The following is a 19,796-nucleotide window of genomic DNA, read 5'->3' on the forward strand; positions in this document are numbered from 1 at the left end:
CCGTCGGAACCTCGCCGTGCTGGCGCTGCCCGGGACGGCCGCCACGCCTGCCTCATTGCGTGGCGCGCTCGGCCCGCCGCACCGCGCTGGGCACATCGATTTGCACGTTGGCCGGCAGTTGCTGGATGCGCAGCTCGCCGTTTTGCCATTCAGCCGATTCGCCGTTGATCGTGGCCTTGCCCGGGGTACCCTGATACGGCCACGGCAGCACCACACCGCCCGGCGGCAGGATCAGCCCGGGCTGCAGCTGCAGCACCAATTGCTTGTCGGTGCGTTGCAAGGTGTAGTTGAGGCGCCCGTACGGTGTACGCAGTTCGGCGATACCGATTCCCTTGCCTTCGAACCAGCGCGTCGGCGTGCCGGCCGCGATAACCAGGCTGGCATCGGATTCGCGGCCGTAGGCGAACATGTCCAGCACCGAGCGTACGAAGTCCGAGGCGACCCAGGCATGCGGCAGGTCGCCGACGAAGAACGGCGTGCGTGGCGTGCGCGAGACCACTTCGGCCCACTGGTTCCAGGGTTGTGGAGCGCGGTCCTTGAAGAAGAACGCGGTCGCGTCCCAGGCGCGATCGCGCCAGCCCAGGCGCACGAATGCGGCCACGTTGCGCCACTCGTAGGGCGTGTAGTCCTTCCATTCGCGCTTGCCGTCGCGACGGTCGGAGAATTCCTTCCAGTAACGCTCGAAGGTCTTGGTCAGCAGATCCTGCGGCAGGCGTTGCTGCTCGCCGCCTGGCGTCAACGCAATGGTGGTCGAGGTCGCATCGAAGTCGCCCAGCTCCGCCGAGCCCGGCAGAAAATCCAGGTTGTGCTGACGCACGGCCGCGCCCAGCGATGCCACCAGATCGCCACTGAATTCATCGCGTGCGGCGCTGAAGCGTGCCGCTTCCTCTGGCTTGTCCAGCGCCCCGGCCAGCATCGCCGCGTCCTTGTAACCGCGCAGTGCCCAGAAATTATCCCAGTACGAATGCACCGGCTTGGCCGAATAGCCTTCGTGGCTGATCGACACCGGCATCATTCCGTAGAAAGCCGGGTTGCGCATGAAGTTTTCTTCGGTACGCTCGCTGGCGCGCAGCCTTTCCATGTAGTCGTAGGCGCCGGTGACATGCGGCCACATCTTTTCCAGGAAGGCCTTGTCGCCGGTATAGCGGTAGTACTCGGCGATGTTGTAGATCAGCTCGCCGTGGCTGTCGTTCTCCGGCACCGGGTCGCTGCCGCGGTCGTCCACGCAGCACGGCACCATGCCATCGGCAAACTGGTATGGCGCGAACCAATCCACGTAGTCGCGCACCACGTCTTCGCGACCCAGCCGCAACAGTCCTTCGGAAATCATTGCGCCGTCGCGGATCCAGCTGCGCGAATACGAGCGTGTGCCCGGCTGCAGGCGTGGACCGATGCGTGAGATCAGCATATGCGCCAGCGCGGTGCGCAAGGTATCGACCACCGGCTTGCCTTCGGCCGGCACGCTGATGCGCACCCGATCGAGCTTGCTGCGCCATTGCTGCGCCACCTGCTGCTGCGCCTTGTCGGCATCGAAGCCAGCCGGCAGCTGCGCGGCGCCGGTTTGCGGAATGACCAGGGCCACTTCGCGGCGTTGGCCGGGCTCCAGCTTCCAGCGATACAGCAGTACACCCGATGCCAGGCCAGTTTCGTCCTTGACCTGGGTCACCGTCGGCGGCGTGGCCGCGGTGAGATGGCTGACGTCCATGCCGCTGTCGAAGGCGCTTGCAAAGCCGGCATCCGGCCGCTGTGCAGCGAACACCCGCGGCTTGCCGTTGACGCTGACCTGGCCACCATCCACTGCGAGTTGGTCGATGCGGCTGACGCCACCCAAGGTGTTGAGAAACTGCGCCGGCGGGTTGACCTGGAATGGCCGGACTGCCAGCGCCAGGGTGAACTCGCGCGCATCCTTGCCGGTGTTGTGCAGTTGGTAACGCGCGACCAGTTGCGCCTGATCGGGGGTGCCCTGCACGAAGGCGGTGACGCGCAGATTCATCAGGTCGTGGTGCCAATCCACGCTGGGAATAGGCAGGTAATCGTCCTGCAGGCTTTGCTCGCTGCTGACATCGGACCAGTGCAGCACCTTGCCGCCGGTAACCACGAACGGCTCGATGCTGAAACCGCCCTTGCCCACTTCCACCGCACCGTCCTCGCCGATCAGGCCCTGTTCGGTGCCGCCATCCAGGCCCAGGATGGTCCAGTACGGCTGCTCGCCGGAGAAGCCGCGCGGATAGCTGCCGCGCGGCAGTTGCGCGGCCAGCGACTTGATGAAGTCATTGGGCGTTGCGGCGAATGCCAGCGGCTGCAGCTGCACTTCCTTGATACCGTAGCGCCAATTGGGGCCGTCCTTGAGATCGAAACGCAGGTAGCGCGCTTCGGTATCGGGAAGCGCCAACCAATCAGTGCCGCCCGCGCCGGCAGTGACCGTGCGCAGGTCGCGCCAGCTCCGTCCGTCGCTGGAGGAGCGCACCACGTATTGCGAGGCCTGCAGACCCGGCACCCACTGCACCACGGCGCCGCCGAATTCGCGCACCTTGCCCAGATCCAGCGTGACCGTCTGTTGCTTGACCGCGCCGCTGAGCCAGAACGTGTCCGGCTTGCCATCGGCCAGGCGCTGTTCCAACGCGGGCGCGGTGTCGGTGATGGCCTTGGCCTGCAACGGCGAGGTGTCTTCGGGCGGCAGCGGCGTGAGCGTGAGCCGGTCGAAGCACACCGTGCCCTTGCCGCCGACCTTGTTGTAGATGGTGAACTCCACATCGGCGCTGCTGCGCAGTTGCTTGTCCTGACCTGGGCCCCAGGCCTTCTCGATGTTGCGCTTGCGGTAGTTGAACGTTGTCCAGTTCTTCGGGAAGTTGAAGCCCGGCCGGTTGACCCACCAGACATTGTCGCCGCTTGCGTCGATCAGCTTGAGCTGCAGGTCGTTGGATGGCGACTCGCCGCGCACCGCGAACGACATCCGGTAATTGTCCGGATAGGTGATCGGCAAATTGCGACGGATGCCGACATAGCCGGACACGCCGTTGAAGTTGTAGTCCAGGCACAGCGCATGCCCGCCCGAGGGCGTGGCCACCGGGCGCAGCGAACCGCTAACCTGGTTGGACACCACCAGGCGCCAGGCACCGATGTCGTTGAAGCCGTCGAGCACGCGCTCCTGCGCCTGCGCCGCGCCCGCAGACGTGACGAAAGCGGCCATGGCACACAGTCGCAGGAACACTGGTTTCACCCCTTCACACTCCCCAGCAGAAGACCTTGGATGTAGTAACGCTGCAGCGCCAGGAACAATAGCAGCACCGGAATCACCGTCACCACTGCGCCAGCCATCATCAATTCCACATCCATGATGTGCTCGCGCGACAGCGCCGCCAGCGCCACCGGCAAGGTGTACTGCTCCTGGTCGGTCAGCACGATCAACGGCCACATGAAGTCGTTCCACGAACCCATGAAAGTGAAGATGGTCAAGGTGACCAGCACCGGCTTGAGCATCGGCAACACGATCTGGAAGAAGATGCGCATCTCGCTGGCACCGTCGATGCGCGCGGCCTCGATCAATTCATCCGGAATGCTGCGCGCGTACTGACGCACCAGGAAGATGCCGAACACCGTGGCCAGCGCCGGCACCACCACCCCGCCGATGTTGTTGACCAGGTGCAACTGCTTCATCAGCAGGAACAGCGGCAGCATCGCCACCTGCGCCGGGATCACCAGCGCGGCCATCAGGATCTTGAAGATGCGCTCGCGGCCGACGAACTGCAGCTTGGCGAACGCATAACCGGCCATGGTGTTGACCAGTAGCGAGCCGAGCGTGATCAGCCCGGACACCAGCAAGCTGTTGGCGAAGTTGCGCGCCATGCCGGTGCGCGCGAACAGCTCGTGGTAGTTGGCGGTGGTGAACGCCGACGGCAGCATCGGTGGCGGAAACCGGCTGGCCTCGCCAGTGGGCATGAACGACACCGACAGCATCCATAGCAGCGGTGCCAGGCTGATCACCGCCAGCGCCAGCAGGCCGCCGTTGATCAGCACGGCATTCCAGCGCGACTCGCCGACATCACGACTCATATCAGGTCCTTCTTGCGGCCAAAGCGCAGCATCACGGTGGTCACCGCCAGGATGATCAGGAACAACAGGAACGCCACCGCCGACGCGCGGCCGAGGTTCCACCACTTGAAGCCTTCTTCGAACATGAAATACAGCACACTGACGGTGCTTTGCAGCGGGTCGCCGCGGGTCATCACGTAGGGTTCGGCGAACAGCTGGAAGTAGCCGGAAATGGTGATCACGCCCACGACCATCAGCACCGGGCCGAGCATCGGCAAGGTGATGTGCAGGAACTGCTTCCAGCGCGAAGCGCCATCGATGCGCGCGGCCTCGTACAAGTCCTGCGGGATCGCCTGCAGCCCGGCCAGGAAGATCACCATGTTGTAGCCGAAGTTCTTCCACACCGCGAACAGCATGATGGTGGGCATCGCCCAGCGCGGGTCGCCCAGCCAGTCGATCGGGGCGATGCCCAGATGGCTCAGGCCGAAGTTCACCAGGCCGTACTTGATATGGAACAGGTAGCGCCAGATGACCGCCACCGCTACCAGCGTGGTCACCACTGGCGCGAACAAGGCGGTGCGGAACAGCGCCTTGAAGCGCGAGGCCTTGGCGTTGAGCAGCAGGGCCGCGCCCAGCGACACACCGATCGACATCGGCACGCCCAGCAGCACGAAGTAGGTGGTGTTCCACAACGACTTCCAGAACAGCGGCGTCTGCAGCAGGTCGATGTAGTTGCCCAGGCCGACGAAGCGCAGATGGCTGCTGTCGGCCAGTGCGTACAGGTCGAAGTCGGTCACGCTGAGCACCAGCGCGGCGAACACCGGCACGCCGAAGAACATGCCCAGCACCATGATCGACGGCGCGGCAAAGACCCAGCCGGCGACGGAATTGCGCTTCATCATCGTGCGGCTCCCTGATCCGCTGCGGCAGCTGGCGCGGTGGTGCCTGCTGCCGCTGGCTTCACTGCCGGCGGAGCGGTGTCACCGGCCGGGCCGACATGCCCGCCCTCCTGCTCGAAGATCCAGCGGCGCTTGGCCAAGATTTCGTCCACGCGTTGATCCAGTTCCTGCACGGCGGCTTCGTGCGATTGCCCGCCGCGCACCACACGCTCGGTGACCAGACGCATTTCCTGCACGATGCGCTCCCACTCCAGCACCTTGGGCGTGGCCTTGACCCGCTCCAGCTGATCGCCGAAGGCATGCGCCAGTTCGTCGTTGGCCAGCGAAGGCAGCTTCCAGGTACTGCGACGCGGCGGCAGGTCGCCGATGATGGCGTGGAAACGCGCCTGCACCTGCGGCTGGGACAGGTATTCGATCAGCTTCCAGCTGGCGTCCTTGTGTTGCGAGGACTTGAAGATCACCAGGCTGGAACCGCCGGCGATGCCGGCACCCAAGCCAGTGGGCCCCGGCAACGGCGCGGTGCCCCACTTGCCTTCCATGCCCGGCGGCTGGCGCAGCTTGAACTCGCGCACGTTCCACGGGCCGGACAGATAGAAGGCGTAATAGCCGTTGAAGAATTCGTACCAGACATTGGAGACCTGGGTCTCTGAGACCTTGGGCGCCCAGCCCTGCTGATACATGTTGTCGTAGAAGCCCAGTGCCTTGCGGAAACCGGCGCCACGGAAGTTGCCGTAATTGTCGTGGTCGCGCAGCAGGCGGTCGTCCTGCTGCAGCGCGAACGACAATTGCTGCTCGAATTCGTTGAGCGGCATCAGGATGGCGTAGCGGTCGGGGCCGACCTTGCGCTTGATCGCGGCCATCACCTGTTCCATCTCGGCCCAGGTCTTGGGCATTTCGCTATAGCCGGCCTCGCGCAGCAAGTCCTTGCGGTAGAACAGCAGCCGCGTGTCCACGTACCACGGCACGCCGTACAGCGTGCCATCGACCAGATTGGTGTCCCACACGCCGGGGAAATAATCGGCCGGGTCGACAACGCTGGAGCGCGCCACGTACGGCTGCATCGGCTCCAACGTGTCCAGCAGCGCGAACTCCGGCAGCCAGGTGTTGCCGAGCTGGCACACATCCGGCAGGCCATCGGCGGCAAAGGCGGTCAGCAGTTTTTCGTGTGCCGCCGTCATCGGGATGTTCTGCACATCCACGTGGATAGTGGGGTTCTGCTTTTCGAAATCGGCCACCAGCTCGGCGACCACTTCGGCCTCCTTGCCCATCGCCCAGAAGCGCACCGTGGTCTTGCCCGGATCGGAGCGTTCGCATCCCGTCGCACCTGCACACAGGGCGACGGCCAACATCAACAGTTTCAAAAGGCGCACGGATTACTCGGGTTTCTGGCGTTGCGAGGGGTCTTGCTGGGCCTGGGCGGCGGCGGCACGCGATTCGGCCATGCCCAGCGCGCGCGCGGCGGCCTTCTGCTCGTCCTTCTGCGGCGCCGGCTGCGGCTCGCCCTCCGGAGTGAGCCAGCCGCCGGTGAAGCCGGCGCGTTCCAGACCGGCACGGATGTAGGGGTTCTTCTTCATCACGTTCCAGACGAATTCGTTCTGGTAGTTGGCGATCATCGTCAGGATCGGGCCCTGGTCGATGGCGATGTAGTCGCTGGCCACCCAGCCACGGTCCGGCACCATGCGCCCGGTCTTGATCGGGATGTCGTAGTTGAAACTGGGGTTGAACGAATCCAGGAACCCGTAGCTCGAATACAGGAAGTCGCCATAGCGCTTGTGCATCTCTTGGGTGGCAGGAATCACCACTTCCGGGGCGAACACGATCGAGGAGATCGCCGCAGTCGGGGCGATGGTGCCGTCGTCGAAATTCTCGCGCAGACCGGCGCCGCGCGAAGAGTAATGGCGGAACTGGCGCTGCTCGCCGCGGTATTCCTGGCTGGTGTTCTGCGGACCGTCGCTGGCGGTCAGGCCCCAGACGTTTTCGCCGTAGTCCTTCCACTTCATCGGGTTGTCGATGGCGTAGTCGCGCTGCGCCAACGTGGCGCGGCGGCTGTTGAGGAAGTAGTCGATGCCGCGTTCGCGCATGTACTGGTCCTGGATATCGCGGAAGTCGATCCAGACATGGCTGTATTGGTGGCCGAACAGCGGGCCGAACGACAGGTATTCCTGGCCCTGATACACGCCCCAGTCGTTGTTGTAGGTGCGGGTCCAGCTGGTCCAGGCGTCCGGGTCGACGCCATGCGTTGGCGAGCCCAGCGCGAGGATGTACAGCATCATCGCCTCGTTGTAGCCCATCCAGTCGTGGTTGATGAAGCCGCTCTCGGGGAACCAGCCCATCGAGATCAGCGGCGCGCGCTGTTGCAACCAGCGCCAGTCCACGCGCTTGTACAGCGTGTCGGCGATCTGGCGGATCTCCTTTTCGCGCGGGTCGTCGCCGTCGTAGTACGACTGGGTGAACAACACGCCCATCATCAGCAGTGCGGTGTCCACGCTCGACAGTTCAACCCAGCTGTCATAGCGGTTGCCCTGCTGCATGTCCAGAAAATGGTAGTAGAAGCCCTTGTAGCCGGCCCGGCCGGTCTTCTGCGGACCCATCGGCGCGTCGCGGAAGAATTTCAGCGTGGTCAGGGTGCGGTCGATTGCCTGATTGCGACTGACCCACCCGTTCTCGATGCCGATCGGATAGGCGGTCAACGCGAATCCGACCGACGCAATGCTGGCAAACGGGCGCGACGGAAACCGATCCGGCGACAGGCCGTTGACCTCGTTGGTGGTGTCCCAGAAGAACTGGAATGTGCGGCGTTCGATGTCCGAAAACAGCGGCGGCAGCGGCGGCTTGACCGGTTTGGGCGGCAGTTGCGCCTCAACCAGGATGACTTTGACCGGTGCCTTCTTTTCGGCCACCTTGGGTTCCTCGGCTTGCTTGCACGACGCCAAGACCAGCGCGCCCAGCAAGAGTGGAATCGTCAACCATCGCGACGTGTTGCCCCTGTCCATCCGCCCCCCACGTGTGTAATCGATTACATCTGACACGCCAACCTACCCTATCCAGGCGCCGAGTTCGACCGCCCTGGCGTTGCGGCCAGGGCGGTCGAGCACCTCACCAGTTCAGGCCGAAGGCCAGACGGAAGGTACGCATCGGCGACGCCAGCACACCGGTCGGTGTGCCGTAAGCCGTGTTCAAGTCCTGCAATGTTCCGGTATCGCCGTTGAAGGTGGCGTAATTAACCCAGTTGAACACGTTGAGGATATCCGCACGCACATTGAATTTGACACCACCGCCGGTGTCCCACTCTTTATTGGCGGCAATGCTGAATTCCTTGTAGCCCAGCGTGCCATCCGGCTTGAACTGGATGATCTCGCACTGGTCGTTGCCGGCCAGGCAATTCTGTCCATAGCGCGCGGTCTGGCTGGCCAGCGACAGCTTGCCGGACAGCTTGACCTCATACGGCAGCTCGTAGATGCCGGTGACCACCAGGCGGTTCTTGGGGATGCCGCCGGCCTCGCGCCAGCCATAGTCCTGGATGCGTTCGCGGTCCAGCGCATAGTGCTCGCCGAACTGCCGGTTCTCCTTCGCATCGGAATAGGTGTAGGCCACGGTCAAGCCCCAGCCGGACTCTTCGTCGAAGGGCTTTTCCACCTGCAAGGCCAGCTGGTTGTTGCGGGTTTCCACGCCATTGGTGCCCAGCACGATGGCGCTATAGCCATTCGGGCCGTCGGTCGGCACGCCGGAGGTGGTGCCCGGCTGGAAGAACGAACCGTCCGGCAGGCGGTTGCCGCGCACGAAGGCGAAACCGTCATGGCTTTCGATGCGGCTCAGGGTGACATCGGTGAACCAGTCCTGGCCCCACAACGGCACCATGTTGCGCATGCCGATGCTGAATTGATCGGAGTACGGGGTCTTGAGGTTGTTGTCGATCAGGTAGACCTCACGTCCGCCACCGCCGGTGCTGTTGGCCGTGAGTGTGTTCAAGCCATCCTGACTGTTGTACGCCGGATTCCAGGCCGTGCACGGGTCGCCCAGGCAAGCGGGGTTGTTGGCGCTGGTGAAGTAGTAGCTATACGACTTGAAAGAGTTGTTGAGCTGCTCCAGTGCCAGGTAATCGAAGATGTTGCGGTCATAGGCACGACCGGCGCCGCCATAGATCACGTGGGCCTGATCGCCGAACAGGTCGTAGGAGGCGCCCAGACGCGGCTGCCAGGCATTCTTGAACGCCTTGCGGTTGTTGCCGGTGCTGATGAAGTCGTTGATGTTGTAGTTGGCGTTGCGCAGGTTCGGCCAGTTCTGCAGCGCGCTGGCGACATCCGAGGGGGTCACGAAATCCAGGAATGCCGGGGTTTGCTCGTAGTCGTAGCGCACGCCCAGGTTCAAGGTCCAGTGCTCGTTGACCTCCCAGTCGTCCTGCAGGTAGATGCCGTACTGCTTGTTCTTGGACACCACCGAACCGCCACCTTCCACCAGCGGCGCACCGAAGCGCACGCGGTACGGTGTTTGCACGTCGGTGAGGATGTTGTAGTAGTACTGCGGGTTGGCCGGATTGAACTGGGTCGAATCCAGGTCGATGCTCTTGAACTTCACGCCCATCTTGACGGTGTGCGCGCCGTGCCATTCCAGGCTGTTCAAGGTCAGGTCGTCCTGGAAGGTCCAGCCCTTCTGCCCCTTGCGCTGGAAGCTGCTGCCGGCGCCCGCCGCCAGGATGTCGGTCTCGTTGCCGCGCGCCGGCGCGTAGCTGAGGATGTAGCCATTGCCGTTGTTGATCGGCGCCTGGTTCCAGAACGCGCTTTCGTAGCTCAGGTTGGCTTCGTTGAGGAAGTTGGCCCCGCTGTACTGCCAGCGCAGGTTGGCGCGCTTTTCTTCCTGGCCGTTGATGCTGCCGTGCTCGTAGGTCGAGGTGCGGCCGACGTCGTTGAGCTCGTCTTCCTTGCGGTACTTGCCGGTCAGCTCGAACAGGTTGTTTTCGCCGATGGTCCAGTCGATCTTGCCGAAGTACAGGTCTTCCTTGAACGGCGTGCTGGAGGTCACCACCAGCGGCTGCAGCTGGGCCGGCAACTGGTCGACGCGGTCCGAATAGATCGAGCCGGGGATCACCACGTTCGGGGTGGTGTATTCCTTGGCTTCATAGGCGATGAAGAAGTGCGCCTTGTCCTTGAGGATCGGGCCGCTGAAGGTGGCGCCGTACTGGGTTTCTTCGAAGTCGTCGCGCACGCCGGCCTTCTTCTCCAGCGGGCTTTCCTCGCGCCAGCTGTCGTTGCTGGTGTCCCAGAAGAAGCTGCCGTGGAAATCGTTGGTGCCGGACTTGGACGAGGCCACGATGGCCGCGCCGCTGACCTGGTCGAACTCGGCCTTGTAATTGGAGGTGATGACCTTGTATTCGCCGATCGCCGACTGCGGGAACGGGTTGCCGCGGCTGGAATCCTGGCCGCTCACGCCGCCGGTGAGCACGTAGTTCTTCTGGCTCACACCGTCGATGTAGACATTGGTGCCTTCGGCCGAGGTGGCGCCGGTGCGCACCTTGGTGGTGCCGTTGGCATCGCGGGTGAACTGCACGTTGGGCACGGTGTCGGCCAGCTCCAGGAAGTTGCGCGTGGCGCGCGGCAGGTTCTGGATCTGCACGTTGGAAATGTAGGTGGCGTTCTCGGAGGTGCGCGTCTCCACCAGCACCGGCGGCGCCTTCACCTGCACCGCATCCAGCGTGGTGGCGTTACCACCGGCGGCCGTGGCCGGTTCGCCACCGACGCCCAGGTTCAAGGTCGCGGTCTGGCCGACCTGCACGGTGACGTTCTGCGAGCTGGTCTGGCCATTGGCGGTGACATCGATGCGGTACGAACCCGGCGGCAGGCCGCCCACCGAATAGCCGCCATTGCTGACCTGCACGGTGCGGGTCAGGCCGGTGGCCAGATTGGTGGCGGTGACCTGCGCCTGGGCGGCAGGTGCGGCATCGACGGTGACCTGCCCGCGGATGGTCGCAGCGGTGCTCTGTGCGAAGGCCGGAGCGGCGCCGAGCAGCAGGCAGCTGGCAAGCGCGCAGCTGAGCAGCTTGCGCGCCGGACGGGCGGAATGGGGGTGGTGGTGGCGCATGGTCGTCCCTCCAGGGATCGGTACAGATTGTTGTTGTGGCAGTGCAGTGGTGCAGGAACAGCCGCTGCGGGGACAGCGGGAGCGGACAGGACGTCCGCGAAAAGGTCGGCCCGGAAACGCGTGGCCGGAAAGGTCAGTGAGCCGATTGGCCGGCACCGCAGGAGGCACGGATCACCAGCTCGGGCGTCAGCAACTGGCGGATGCCGTCATCGCGGTCAGGCGTTTCGACCAGGCGCATCAGCCGGGTCATCGCCTGCTCGCCCAGCCGGGCGATGCTCACCCGCATGGTGGTCAGCGCGGGATGGACAAAGCGGGCCAGCGGAATGTCGTCAAAACCCGCCAGCGCCACGTCGCCAGGCACCGACACATCGGCCTGGGCAAACGCGTACAGGCAGCCCAGCGCGGTCATGTCGTTGGCGGCGAACACCGCATCCGGCAACGCGCCGGCCGCCAGCATCGCCAGCCCGGCGCGGTGGCCGGAGGCTTCGTCGAAGTCGCCCGGGTATTCCACGCCCTGCGCCTGCGCACCGAACGCAGCAAGCGCATCGCGGAAGCCGCGCAGGCGTTCGCGCGCATCGAAATTCAGCGCCGGGCCACCGATGAAGGCGATGCGGCGGTGCCCGGCCCGCAACAGGTGCTCGGTCATGGCCATGGCACCGGCGTGGTCGTCGATGCTCAGCACCGGATAGTCGGCACCGGGCAGGTGCGCATTGATCAACACCGTCGGCAACGACTGCGGCAGGTTGTCGGTGAGGAACCCCGGCTGCTCGGCGTAGGGCGAGAGCACCAGCAGGCCATCGACGCGCCCGCGCATCGAGCGCAGCGCCCTGCCCTGGGCTTCCGGATCGCCGTGGTAGCTGGACACCAACAGGTGCTGGCCGGCCGCGCGCGCTGCGCCGTCGATGCCACGGATCAATTCGGAAAAGAATTCGCCATACAAGTCCGGCAGCACCACGCCCAGGGTCTGCGAGCGCCGGCTGCTCAGGCTGCGCGCGGCCGCATGCGGGCTGTAGCGCAGCCGCTCGGCCACCTCCAGCACCTGCTGGCGCACCGGTCCGGCAACGTTGTCGTGCCCGTTGAGCGCACGCGACACCGTTGCGACGGAGACCTGCGCTTCCCGAGCGACATCTTTGATGGTGACCGCACCCTTGGCCATTCGTGTCGCCCTCCGCGACCGACTTCCCAAAACTGGCGCGGACTGTAAGCGTTTTCATACAGAGGCGTAAACCCCTATCTTCACATGCGTGAAAACGCTTACAGATCAATCAGCTGCGGGTGAGGAGCACGTGAAGCAACGTGCTGCGTCGCAACAAATATGCACCCATGCGTCCACATGCGAAGCAGGATGCAGGTCACGATTTGCTGGTCAATCCAGTCTTGCCAGGACCGCACGGACCGGCGCCTGCACCGGCACTCCCGCGGCCTTGCCGGCTGCACCCTGACGCTCGCTGCCGAGAAGGCAATCACCGCTGAGCCCGGCAGTTCTGATCACAGCAGATGGCCCGGTACGACCGCCGGCGTTCCCCGCGACGTTCAGCCAACCTCGCCCGGCGCGAAGGCCTCGATCGACAAGGCATGAATATCGGTCTGCATCATCTCGCCCACCGCGGCGTACACCGCGCGATGCCGTGCCAGTGGCGGCTTGCCGACGAATGCGGCGCTGACCACGCGCACATTGAAGTGCCCGCGCCCGTCGCGCGCACCGGCATGGCCGGCATGCCGCGCGCTGTCGTCGACGACGTCCAGTTCGGTGGGCGCCAGTGCCGCCTGCAACGCTGCGCGGATCTGCTCGACCCGGCTCATGGCAATACCCGGCGGAATGGGCGGACCTCGGTGCGCGTGTACACGCCCGCTTCCACATAGGGGTCGGCATCGGCCCAGGCGCGCGCATCCTCCAGGGCGTCGAACTCGGCAATCACGACGCTGCCGGTGAAACCGGCCGGACCTGGATCTTCGGCGTCGATGGCCGGACACGGGCCCGCCACCAGCAACCGCCCAGCAGCCGCAAGCGCCTGCAGACGCGCCAGATGCGCCGGCCGCGCCTGCTGCCGTGCCGCCACTGCGTCGGCCCGGTCATATCCCTCGATTACGTACCACACACGCCACCTCGCCCAAGACTGGAAGATCACCGCACCGATTCTAGCCGCGTCGGCGCTGGACACCGCCCCCGCGCACGCATTACCCTTGGCACCACTGCACACGCAACCGGACGCAGCGGCCCGTCGGCCCAGGCGCAGCGCTCTTCCCGACGACCGATTCGCTGCCCACCGCCGGTCCGCGTAGACGACCTCCTCGCTGTTCCGTCGCCGCATGCCACGCGGCGGACGTTGTATGTGGATTTGTGGGATCGTGCCGGCACAGGCACGACATTGATCGCAATAACTCAAGGCAAAGCCCTGCAGGCGCGGCTTAAGACCGCCGCCGGCGACCGCAAGACCGATGTCGACCTGATGAATTCCGAACTCGCGCACGTCGCGACTCCGCCAGCCACGAGCGCGCCGCCACAGCAGCAGGAAATGCCGCTGGCGGTGGTGCATGGGCAACCGGTGCTGCAGATTCCGCAGGATCTGTATATCCCGCCGGATGCGCTGGAAGTCATCCTGGATGCCTTCGAAGGCCCGCTGGACCTGCTGCTGTATCTGATCCGCCGCCAGAACCTGGACATCCTGGACATCCCCGTCGCCGAGATCACCCGGCAATATGTGGACTACATCAATGTGATGCAGGAGCTGCGCTTCGAACTGGCAGCCGAATATCTGGTAATGGCGGCAATCCTGGCCGAGATCAAATCGCGCATGCTGTTGCCGCGCCCTCCCAGCCAGGATGGCGAAGAAGAAGATCCGCGCGCCGAGCTGGTACGCCGCCTGCAGGAATACGAACGCTTCAAGCAGGCCGCCGAGGATCTGGACACCCTGCCCCGCATGGGCCGCGACAGCGCGCCGGTGCAGGCGCATCTGCCCGAGCGCGCAGCGGTGAAGCTGCCGCCGCCGGTGGAGCTGAAAGAAATGCTGATGGCGCTGTACGACGTGCTCAAACGCGCCGAGCTGTTCACCGGCCATGCGATCAAGCGCGAGGCGCTGAGTGTGCGCCAGCGCATGGGCGATGTGCTCAGCCGCCTGGACGATGGCAAGTTCTACCGTTTCGAATCGCTGTTCACTGCCGAAGAAGGCAAGCTCGGCGTGCTGGTCACCTTCCTGGCGCTGCTCGAACTGGCCAAGGAGCAGTTGCTGGACATCGTGCAGGAAGCGCCGCTGGCGCCGATCTACGTGAAGTCGCTGGCGTTGGGCAATACCAATGCGCCGTTGCAATTCTCCAGCGAATTCGACGATAGCGATGCCGCCAACGAACCTATCTGAAGCCGATCACCGAATGGATCAAGCGCTGATCACCCGCATTATCGAAGCCGCCCTGTTGGCGAGCAGCCAGCCGCTGACGCTGGCGCAACTGCAGGGCCTGTTTCCGGAAGAAGAGCCGGCACCGCCCGGCAGCGTGGAGCACGCGCTGGAACTGCTGCGCGAGGCCTGCGCCGAGCGCGGCGTGGAACTGGTCGAAGTGGCCTCCGGCTTCCGCTTCCAGGTCAAGGCCGATGTGCATGGCTGGGTCGCCCGGCTGTGGACCGAGCGCCGCACCAAGTACACCCGCGCCACGCTGGAGACCCTGGCGCTGATCGCCTACCGCCAGCCGATTACCCGCGGCGAGATCGAGCAGGTGCGCGGCGTGGCCGTCAGCAGCAACATCATCCAGGCGCTGGAAGAGCGCGAATGGATCCGCGTGGTGGGCCACCGCGACGTGCCCGGCAAGCCGGCCCTGTTCGGCACCACCAAGGGCTTTCTGGATTACTTCGGGCTCAAGCGATTGGACGAGCTGCCGCCATTGTCTGAGTTGAAGGACATCGCCGAGCTGGAACCGCAGCTGCCGCTGGACCGCGACGGGCAACTGGATGGCGCCGTGCCCGCGGCGGCAGCGATGGACGCGGCGCGGGATCAGGCCGATGCAGATCAGGCTGACGCCGAGGGCGGCGATACGGGTGCTGACGATGCGGATGCTGGCGGTACCGACGCGGATGTGGAAGCTGGCGCTGCGGCTGACGACAGCGGCACCGGCGCTTTGCAAGATAGTTTGGAAATGGACGAGGCCGACGCCGAGCGCGATACCGAAATTGAAAGTGACGCCGACGCCGACCAGCATGCACAGCAATCGCCTGACGATGCCGCAGTCGACCAGCAACACCACGGTCTCGATGAGGCGATCGACACCGAAGCGGTCGACGCAGTAAACGACCAGACACCGCAACACCCCGAGCATGGCTCGGCGCACGAGAAGAACACGCAGGACCCAGACGACGCCCGTGAGGGCGACCCCGACACCGCGCCGGGAACGCGCGCGGATGCAGTGAACGAAGACGAAGACAACGCCGTCGCGACGACGACCGTGGCTGTTGACGAAGCCGATTCCGACCCAGAGGCCGACCCGCAACGCGGCGGCCGGAGCCAGACACATGAGTGACACCCCCCGCAAGCTGTCGTTGAACAAGCTTTCTCTCAAGCGCGACAGCGCGCCCGAAGCGCCCAAGCTGGAAGAGCGCCTGCACAAGGTGCTGGCCCAGGCCGGCCTGGGTTCGCGCCGCGCGCTGGAACAGCGCATCGCCGACGGCCTGATCAAGGTCAATGGCGCCGTCGCGCAGACCGGCATGTCGGTGCGCAGCGGCGACAAGATCGAGTTGGACGGCCGCAGCTTCGTGGCCAGCGCGCTGACCGAGCCCTCGCGCGTGCTGATCTACAACAAGCCCGAAGGCGAAGTGACCACGCGCGAAGATCCCGAAGGCCGCCCGACCGTGTTCGAGTCGCTTCCGGTTTTGAAGGGCTCGCGCTGGATCGCCATTGGCCGCCTGGACATCAACACCACCGGCCTGCTGCTGCTCACCACCGACGGTGAGCTGGCCAACGCGATGATGCACCCCTCCTACGAGGTCGAGCGCGAATACGTGGTGCGCGTGCGTGCGCCGGAAGGCGAAGAAAAAGTCTCCGATGCCATCATCGAGCGCCTGTCGCGCGGCGTGCTGCTGGAAGACGGTGGCGCCAAATTCGACGAGATCGAACGCATCGGCGGTACCGACTCGCACGACTGGTTCCGCGTGGTGGTCAAGGAAGGCCGCAACCGCGAAGTGCGCCGCCTGTGGGAATCGCAGGGTTGCCAGGTCAGCCGCCTCAAGCGCAGCCGTTACGGCAAGATTTCGCTGCCGCGCGAGCTGCTGCGCGGGCACTCGGTGGAAGTGGCGCAGGACAAGGTCGACGCGTTGCGCGCCGAACTGAAACTGGAAGAAGGCGCGCCGTCGGCACTGACCCTGCAGCCTGTGATCGGTCAGCGCCGCGCCGCCAAGTCGACCGTGCACGTCTCACGCGATGGCCGCAGCAATGCCTACGTCAACGGCCAGACCTCAGGCGCAGATGAAGGCCGCGAACTGCGGCGTTTCGACAACTTGCGCGAAGATCGCGGCCGTGGCAGTCGCGGCAAGCCCGGCGGTTTCAGGGGCGGCCTGACAGTGAGCGGCGAAGCGGCCGCCAAGCAATCGCAGCAGCGCCCGTTCAAGCAGCGCGGCCCGGCCAAGGGCGACCGCGGCGCGTTGCCAGACGGCAACCCGGCCGCGTTCCGCAGCTGGTATGTGCCCGATGGCGTGAGCACCGGCCCGAGCGGCCACCGCAATGCCGGCCCGAGCGGCCCGGGCACCGGTCAGGCACGCCCGTATGCCAAGAAAGGACCGGGTGGTGCGCGACCGGGCGCTGGCGGTCCAGGCGGCGCCCGCCCGGGTGGTCCGGGACGCGGCGCTGGCGGCGGACAGGGTCAGTCGCAGGGCCAGGGGCAACGCAAGCACCCGTATGGCCACCCGGGCAACGCACCGAGCTTCCCCTCCGATCACGCCAACCCGGGCTTCAGCCCGTACGGTGCCGCACGCCCTGCTGGTCGCCCGAGCGGTGGGCGACCGGGTCCGGGTGGTAATCGCGGCCCCGCGTCTGCCAACCGTGGCCCCGGCGGTCCCGGTGGCGGCGCTCGCGGCCCGGGTGGCGCACCGCGTGGCCCCGGCGGCCGTCCGCCGGGCGGCGGCAATCGTCGTCCTCCCGGCGGCGGTAATCGCGGTCGTTGAGCGTCAACCGATCCGCGTATAAAAAACGGCCCTGCAAAGGGCCGTTTTTATGTGGAGGACGGTATAGGACATCGACTGAAGCAGAGAAGCTGCCGCGTATCCGGTCGTGCAGTCGTTTAACGAAAGCCACCCCCCTTGCAGCGCCATCGCGATGCAGACACTGCACGCACCGCTTGAATGAGCGCGATCCGATGCTGCGACCTGGCTCGGCCCCACGACTGCGCGGCCTTCGGGTGGGCACGACCGTTGCTCGACATCGACACCTGCCACCTGTGCACTCCGGTGTTGGGCGCGCAGTGCACGCCCATCCGGGGACAGCTCGCTCAGCTTGTTACCGCTCTTACTTGCGACGCTCGATCACGAAGTTACCCACGTTGACACCCAGGTCCACGCCCTCGCCTGTGCCTGCCAGCGCAAGCGAGATATCGCCCTTGGTGACGACCTGTGCGGTGCTGGACTTCACGACGCCCGCGTGCGCTTCGGCGGCGGCATACGTGCCGAACAGGTCGTTGAGGCTATAGGCACCGCTGAAGGTGCCGCGGCCGCCGACGATCTTGGATTTACCGACCGTCAGGCCACCGCCTTTGCTGGAGATCTTGACCGGAATGACCGCACCGTTATCGCACTTGATGGTGCCGGTACCGCTGGCGGTTTTGTAGAACACCGACCAGCCGGACAAGTTGAACGACAGCTGGCAATCGATGTTGCCGGCGGCCTGCGCCTGCGGAGCCAGCGTGGCGGCGCCAAGCAGCGCGATGAGCGAAAGTGACTTGATCATGTGAGCAGTGCCAGTGGTGGACGTGGCGCGAGACTAGCAGCGCCGATGTGGCAGCCGCGACAAGATTCCAGCGCGGCGCAGGCGTTTGTTCAGCGGGGTCTTAGCCAAGTCCGACAGGGCAACAGAGCTGCCGCCTGCGGCCGCGACATGGGATGATTGCCGCATGCCACGCATCGTCTACAGCCTGCTCGCCAGCGCACTGCTGCTGCCCGCCCTCGCCCACTGCGGCGAGGCGATTCCCACCCAGGGTTACACCGTCGTCAAGGCCTATCCGCACGATACCGCTGCCTTTACCGAAGGCCTGTTCTATCTGGACGGGCATCTCTACGAGAGTACCGGCGAGCTGGGCCGGTCCAGCGTGCGCAAGGTCGATCTGGACAGCGGCAACGTTCTGCAGCAGGTCAATACGCCGCCGCCTTTCTATGGCGAAGGCATCGTGGCCTGGAAGGATCGCCTGATCCAGCTGACCTGGCGCAATCAGCGCGGCTTCGTCTACGACCTGGCCACGCTGGCACCGCGTACCCAATTCACCTATTCCGGCGAGGGCTGGGCGCTGACCAGCGATGATCGCCAGCTCTATATGAGCGACGGAACCGCCAACATCCGCCGGCTGGATCCGCAGAGCCTGAAACAGATCGGCAGCATCAAGGTCACCGCCCGCGGCAAGCCGCTGGACAACCTCAACGAGCTGGAATGGGTCAAGGGCCAGTTGCTGGCCAACGTGTGGCTGACCACCCGCATCGCACGCATCGACCCGGCCAACGGCAAGGTCATCGCCTGGATCGACCTCAAGGCACTGGTGCCAGACCCCAACACCTTGACCGACCCCACCAACGATGTCCTCAACGGCATCGCCTACGACGCCGAGCACGATCGCTTGTTCGTCACCGGAAAGCGCTGGCCGAAGATCTACGAGATCAAGCTGGCTCAGTAGCCGGGATTGGGGATTGGGGATTGGCGACAGCGGCCGGGCTTGCAACTGCCCGGCAGCAGCTTGTGCCGATCCCGGATCGCTAATCCCCAATCTCGAACCGATCTGCATCCAACATCGCGGGAAAACGGGCGCGGTGCTCGGCCAGCGCAGTTGCGCTGATGGTGGTGGTGACCACCTGCTCGCGTTCGTGGATTTCCACCTGCGGCTGACCAAGGAAATCGATCACCGCGCTGTCGCCGGCGTAATGCAGTTGGTTGCCATCGATGCCAATCCGGTTGACCGCCGCCACGAAGCACAGGTTTTCGATCGCGCGTGCGCGCAGCAGCGTCTTCCAGGCATAGGCACGGGCGGACGGCCAGTTGGCGACGAACACTTGCAGATCGAAATCCAGCTGCCCGGGGCGTTCGACATCGAAGCGGTTGCGGCAGAACACCGGAAACCGCAAGTCGTAGCAGACCTGCGGATTGATCCGCCAACCCTTCCATTCCACCGTCAGCCGCTCGCGCCCGGCCGCATAACGCAGATGCTCGTTGCCGAAGCGAAACAGGTGGCGCTTGTCGTAGTACTGCAGCGATCCAACGGGCGTGGCCCAGAGCAGCCGGTTGAACACACCGGCGTCGGTACGCAACTGCACGCTGCCGGTCACCGCTGCACCCAGGCGTGCGGCTTGAGCACGCACCCACGCCACGGTCGGCCCGTCCATCCCTTCGGCCTTGTCGATGGCGTCGTTGGAGAACCCGCTGGTGAAGGTTTCCGGCAGGATCACCAGATCGGTCTGCCCGGCCAGCGGCTCCAGCAGCGCAGCGTAATAGTCGCGGTTACCGGCCGGGTCATGCCAGCGGGTGTCGCCTTGGATCAGGGAGATGCGCAGGTCGTTCATAGAGAGGCGGGATTTGGGAGGCGGGATTCGGGATTCGAAACAGCGGATGTCGGGCG

Annotated in this window: 15 protein-coding genes; 4 read left to right on the top strand and 11 right to left on the bottom strand. The window is 65.0% G+C overall.

Features of this window, described 5'->3' with window-relative positions; all coding sequences use genetic code 11:
* Nucleotides 1-52 precede the first annotated feature (52 nt).
* From ACCQ15_RS11645 to ACCQ15_RS11685, 9 genes are all read right to left on the bottom strand, one after another.
* Nucleotides 53-3,190, bottom strand: coding sequence for a discoidin domain-containing protein (locus tag ACCQ15_RS11645; protein ID WP_014090316.1), 3,138 nt, complete (start codon nucleotides 3,188-3,190; stop codon nucleotides 53-55).
* A gap of 26 nt (nucleotides 3,191-3,216) precedes the next feature.
* Nucleotides 3,217-4,053: a carbohydrate ABC transporter permease gene (locus tag ACCQ15_RS11650; protein WP_011347671.1), complete on the bottom strand. Its 837-nt coding sequence runs from the start codon at nucleotides 4,051-4,053 to the stop codon at nucleotides 3,217-3,219.
* On the bottom strand, nucleotides 4,050-4,934 hold the full coding sequence (locus tag ACCQ15_RS11655) for a carbohydrate ABC transporter permease (protein WP_011347672.1): 885 nt from the start codon (nucleotides 4,932-4,934) through the stop codon (nucleotides 4,050-4,052). The genes ACCQ15_RS11650 and ACCQ15_RS11655 overlap by 4 nt, the downstream gene beginning before the upstream one ends.
* A complete protein-coding gene (locus ACCQ15_RS11660) occupies nucleotides 4,931-6,301 on the bottom strand; it encodes a sugar ABC transporter substrate-binding protein (protein WP_031422949.1) in 1,371 nt (456 codons plus the stop codon). The genes ACCQ15_RS11655 and ACCQ15_RS11660 overlap by 4 nt, the downstream gene beginning before the upstream one ends.
* Nucleotides 6,302-6,304: 3 nt before the next feature.
* Nucleotides 6,305-7,924, bottom strand: a complete 1,620-nt coding sequence (locus tag ACCQ15_RS11665; protein ID WP_011347674.1) for a glucoamylase family protein — start codon at nucleotides 7,922-7,924, stop codon at nucleotides 6,305-6,307.
* Nucleotides 7,925-8,027: 103 nt separating this feature from the next.
* On the bottom strand, nucleotides 8,028-11,006 hold the full coding sequence (locus ACCQ15_RS11670; protein ID WP_372380593.1) for a TonB-dependent receptor: 2,979 nt from the start codon (nucleotides 11,004-11,006) through the stop codon (nucleotides 8,028-8,030).
* Between the two features lie 133 nt (nucleotides 11,007-11,139).
* Nucleotides 11,140-12,162, bottom strand: a complete 1,023-nt coding sequence (locus ACCQ15_RS11675; protein WP_011347676.1) for a LacI family DNA-binding transcriptional regulator — start codon at nucleotides 12,160-12,162, stop codon at nucleotides 11,140-11,142.
* A gap of 377 nt (nucleotides 12,163-12,539) precedes the next feature.
* The gene (locus ACCQ15_RS11680) at nucleotides 12,540-12,809 is read right to left on the bottom strand and encodes a BolA family protein (RefSeq protein ID WP_008571805.1); all 270 of its coding nucleotides are present in this window, start codon (nucleotides 12,807-12,809) and stop codon (nucleotides 12,540-12,542) included.
* A complete protein-coding gene (locus tag ACCQ15_RS11685; protein WP_014090321.1) occupies nucleotides 12,806-13,105 on the bottom strand; it encodes a YciI family protein in 300 nt (99 codons plus the stop codon). Before ACCQ15_RS11685 ends, ACCQ15_RS11680 begins: the two co-directional genes overlap by 4 nt.
* Before the next feature lie 228 nt (nucleotides 13,106-13,333).
* Between ACCQ15_RS11685 and ACCQ15_RS11690 the strand changes: the two genes are divergently transcribed.
* From ACCQ15_RS11690 to ACCQ15_RS11700, 3 genes are read left to right on the top strand one after another with little or no spacing between them, the layout of a single operon-like run.
* On the top strand, nucleotides 13,334-14,362 hold the full coding sequence (locus ACCQ15_RS11690; RefSeq protein ID WP_184420162.1) for a segregation and condensation protein A: 1,029 nt from the start codon (nucleotides 13,334-13,336) through the stop codon (nucleotides 14,360-14,362).
* Between the two features lie 13 nt (nucleotides 14,363-14,375).
* On the top strand, nucleotides 14,376-15,512 hold the full coding sequence (gene scpB, locus ACCQ15_RS11695) for an SMC-Scp complex subunit ScpB (RefSeq protein WP_372380594.1): 1,137 nt from the start codon (nucleotides 14,376-14,378) through the stop codon (nucleotides 15,510-15,512).
* Nucleotides 15,505-17,148, top strand: a complete 1,644-nt coding sequence (locus ACCQ15_RS11700; RefSeq protein WP_372380595.1) for a pseudouridine synthase — start codon at nucleotides 15,505-15,507, stop codon at nucleotides 17,146-17,148. The genes scpB and ACCQ15_RS11700 overlap by 8 nt, the downstream gene beginning before the upstream one ends.
* Nucleotides 17,149-17,488: 340 nt before the next feature.
* Here the strand turns inward: ACCQ15_RS11700 and ACCQ15_RS11705 are convergent, their stop codons facing one another.
* Entirely contained in the window at nucleotides 17,489-17,926 is a 438-nt protein-coding gene (locus tag ACCQ15_RS11705; protein WP_003487019.1) for a hypothetical protein, read from the bottom strand.
* A 163-nt stretch (nucleotides 17,927-18,089) separates the two neighbouring features.
* Between ACCQ15_RS11705 and ACCQ15_RS11710 the strand changes: the two genes are divergently transcribed.
* Complete coding sequence (locus tag ACCQ15_RS11710) at nucleotides 18,090-18,860, top strand: glutaminyl-peptide cyclotransferase (protein WP_372380596.1); 771 nt, start codon at nucleotides 18,090-18,092, stop codon at nucleotides 18,858-18,860.
* A 79-nt stretch (nucleotides 18,861-18,939) separates the two neighbouring features.
* Here the strand turns inward: ACCQ15_RS11710 and ACCQ15_RS11715 are convergent, their stop codons facing one another.
* Complete coding sequence (locus ACCQ15_RS11715) at nucleotides 18,940-19,740, bottom strand: amidohydrolase (protein WP_280298192.1); 801 nt, start codon at nucleotides 19,738-19,740, stop codon at nucleotides 18,940-18,942.
* Between the last annotated feature and the right edge of the window lie 56 nt (nucleotides 19,741-19,796).

Source organism: Xanthomonas sp. NCPPB 1754, from assembly GCF_041475725.2.
GTDB lineage: Bacteria > Pseudomonadota > Gammaproteobacteria > Xanthomonadales > Xanthomonadaceae > Xanthomonas > Xanthomonas euvesicatoria.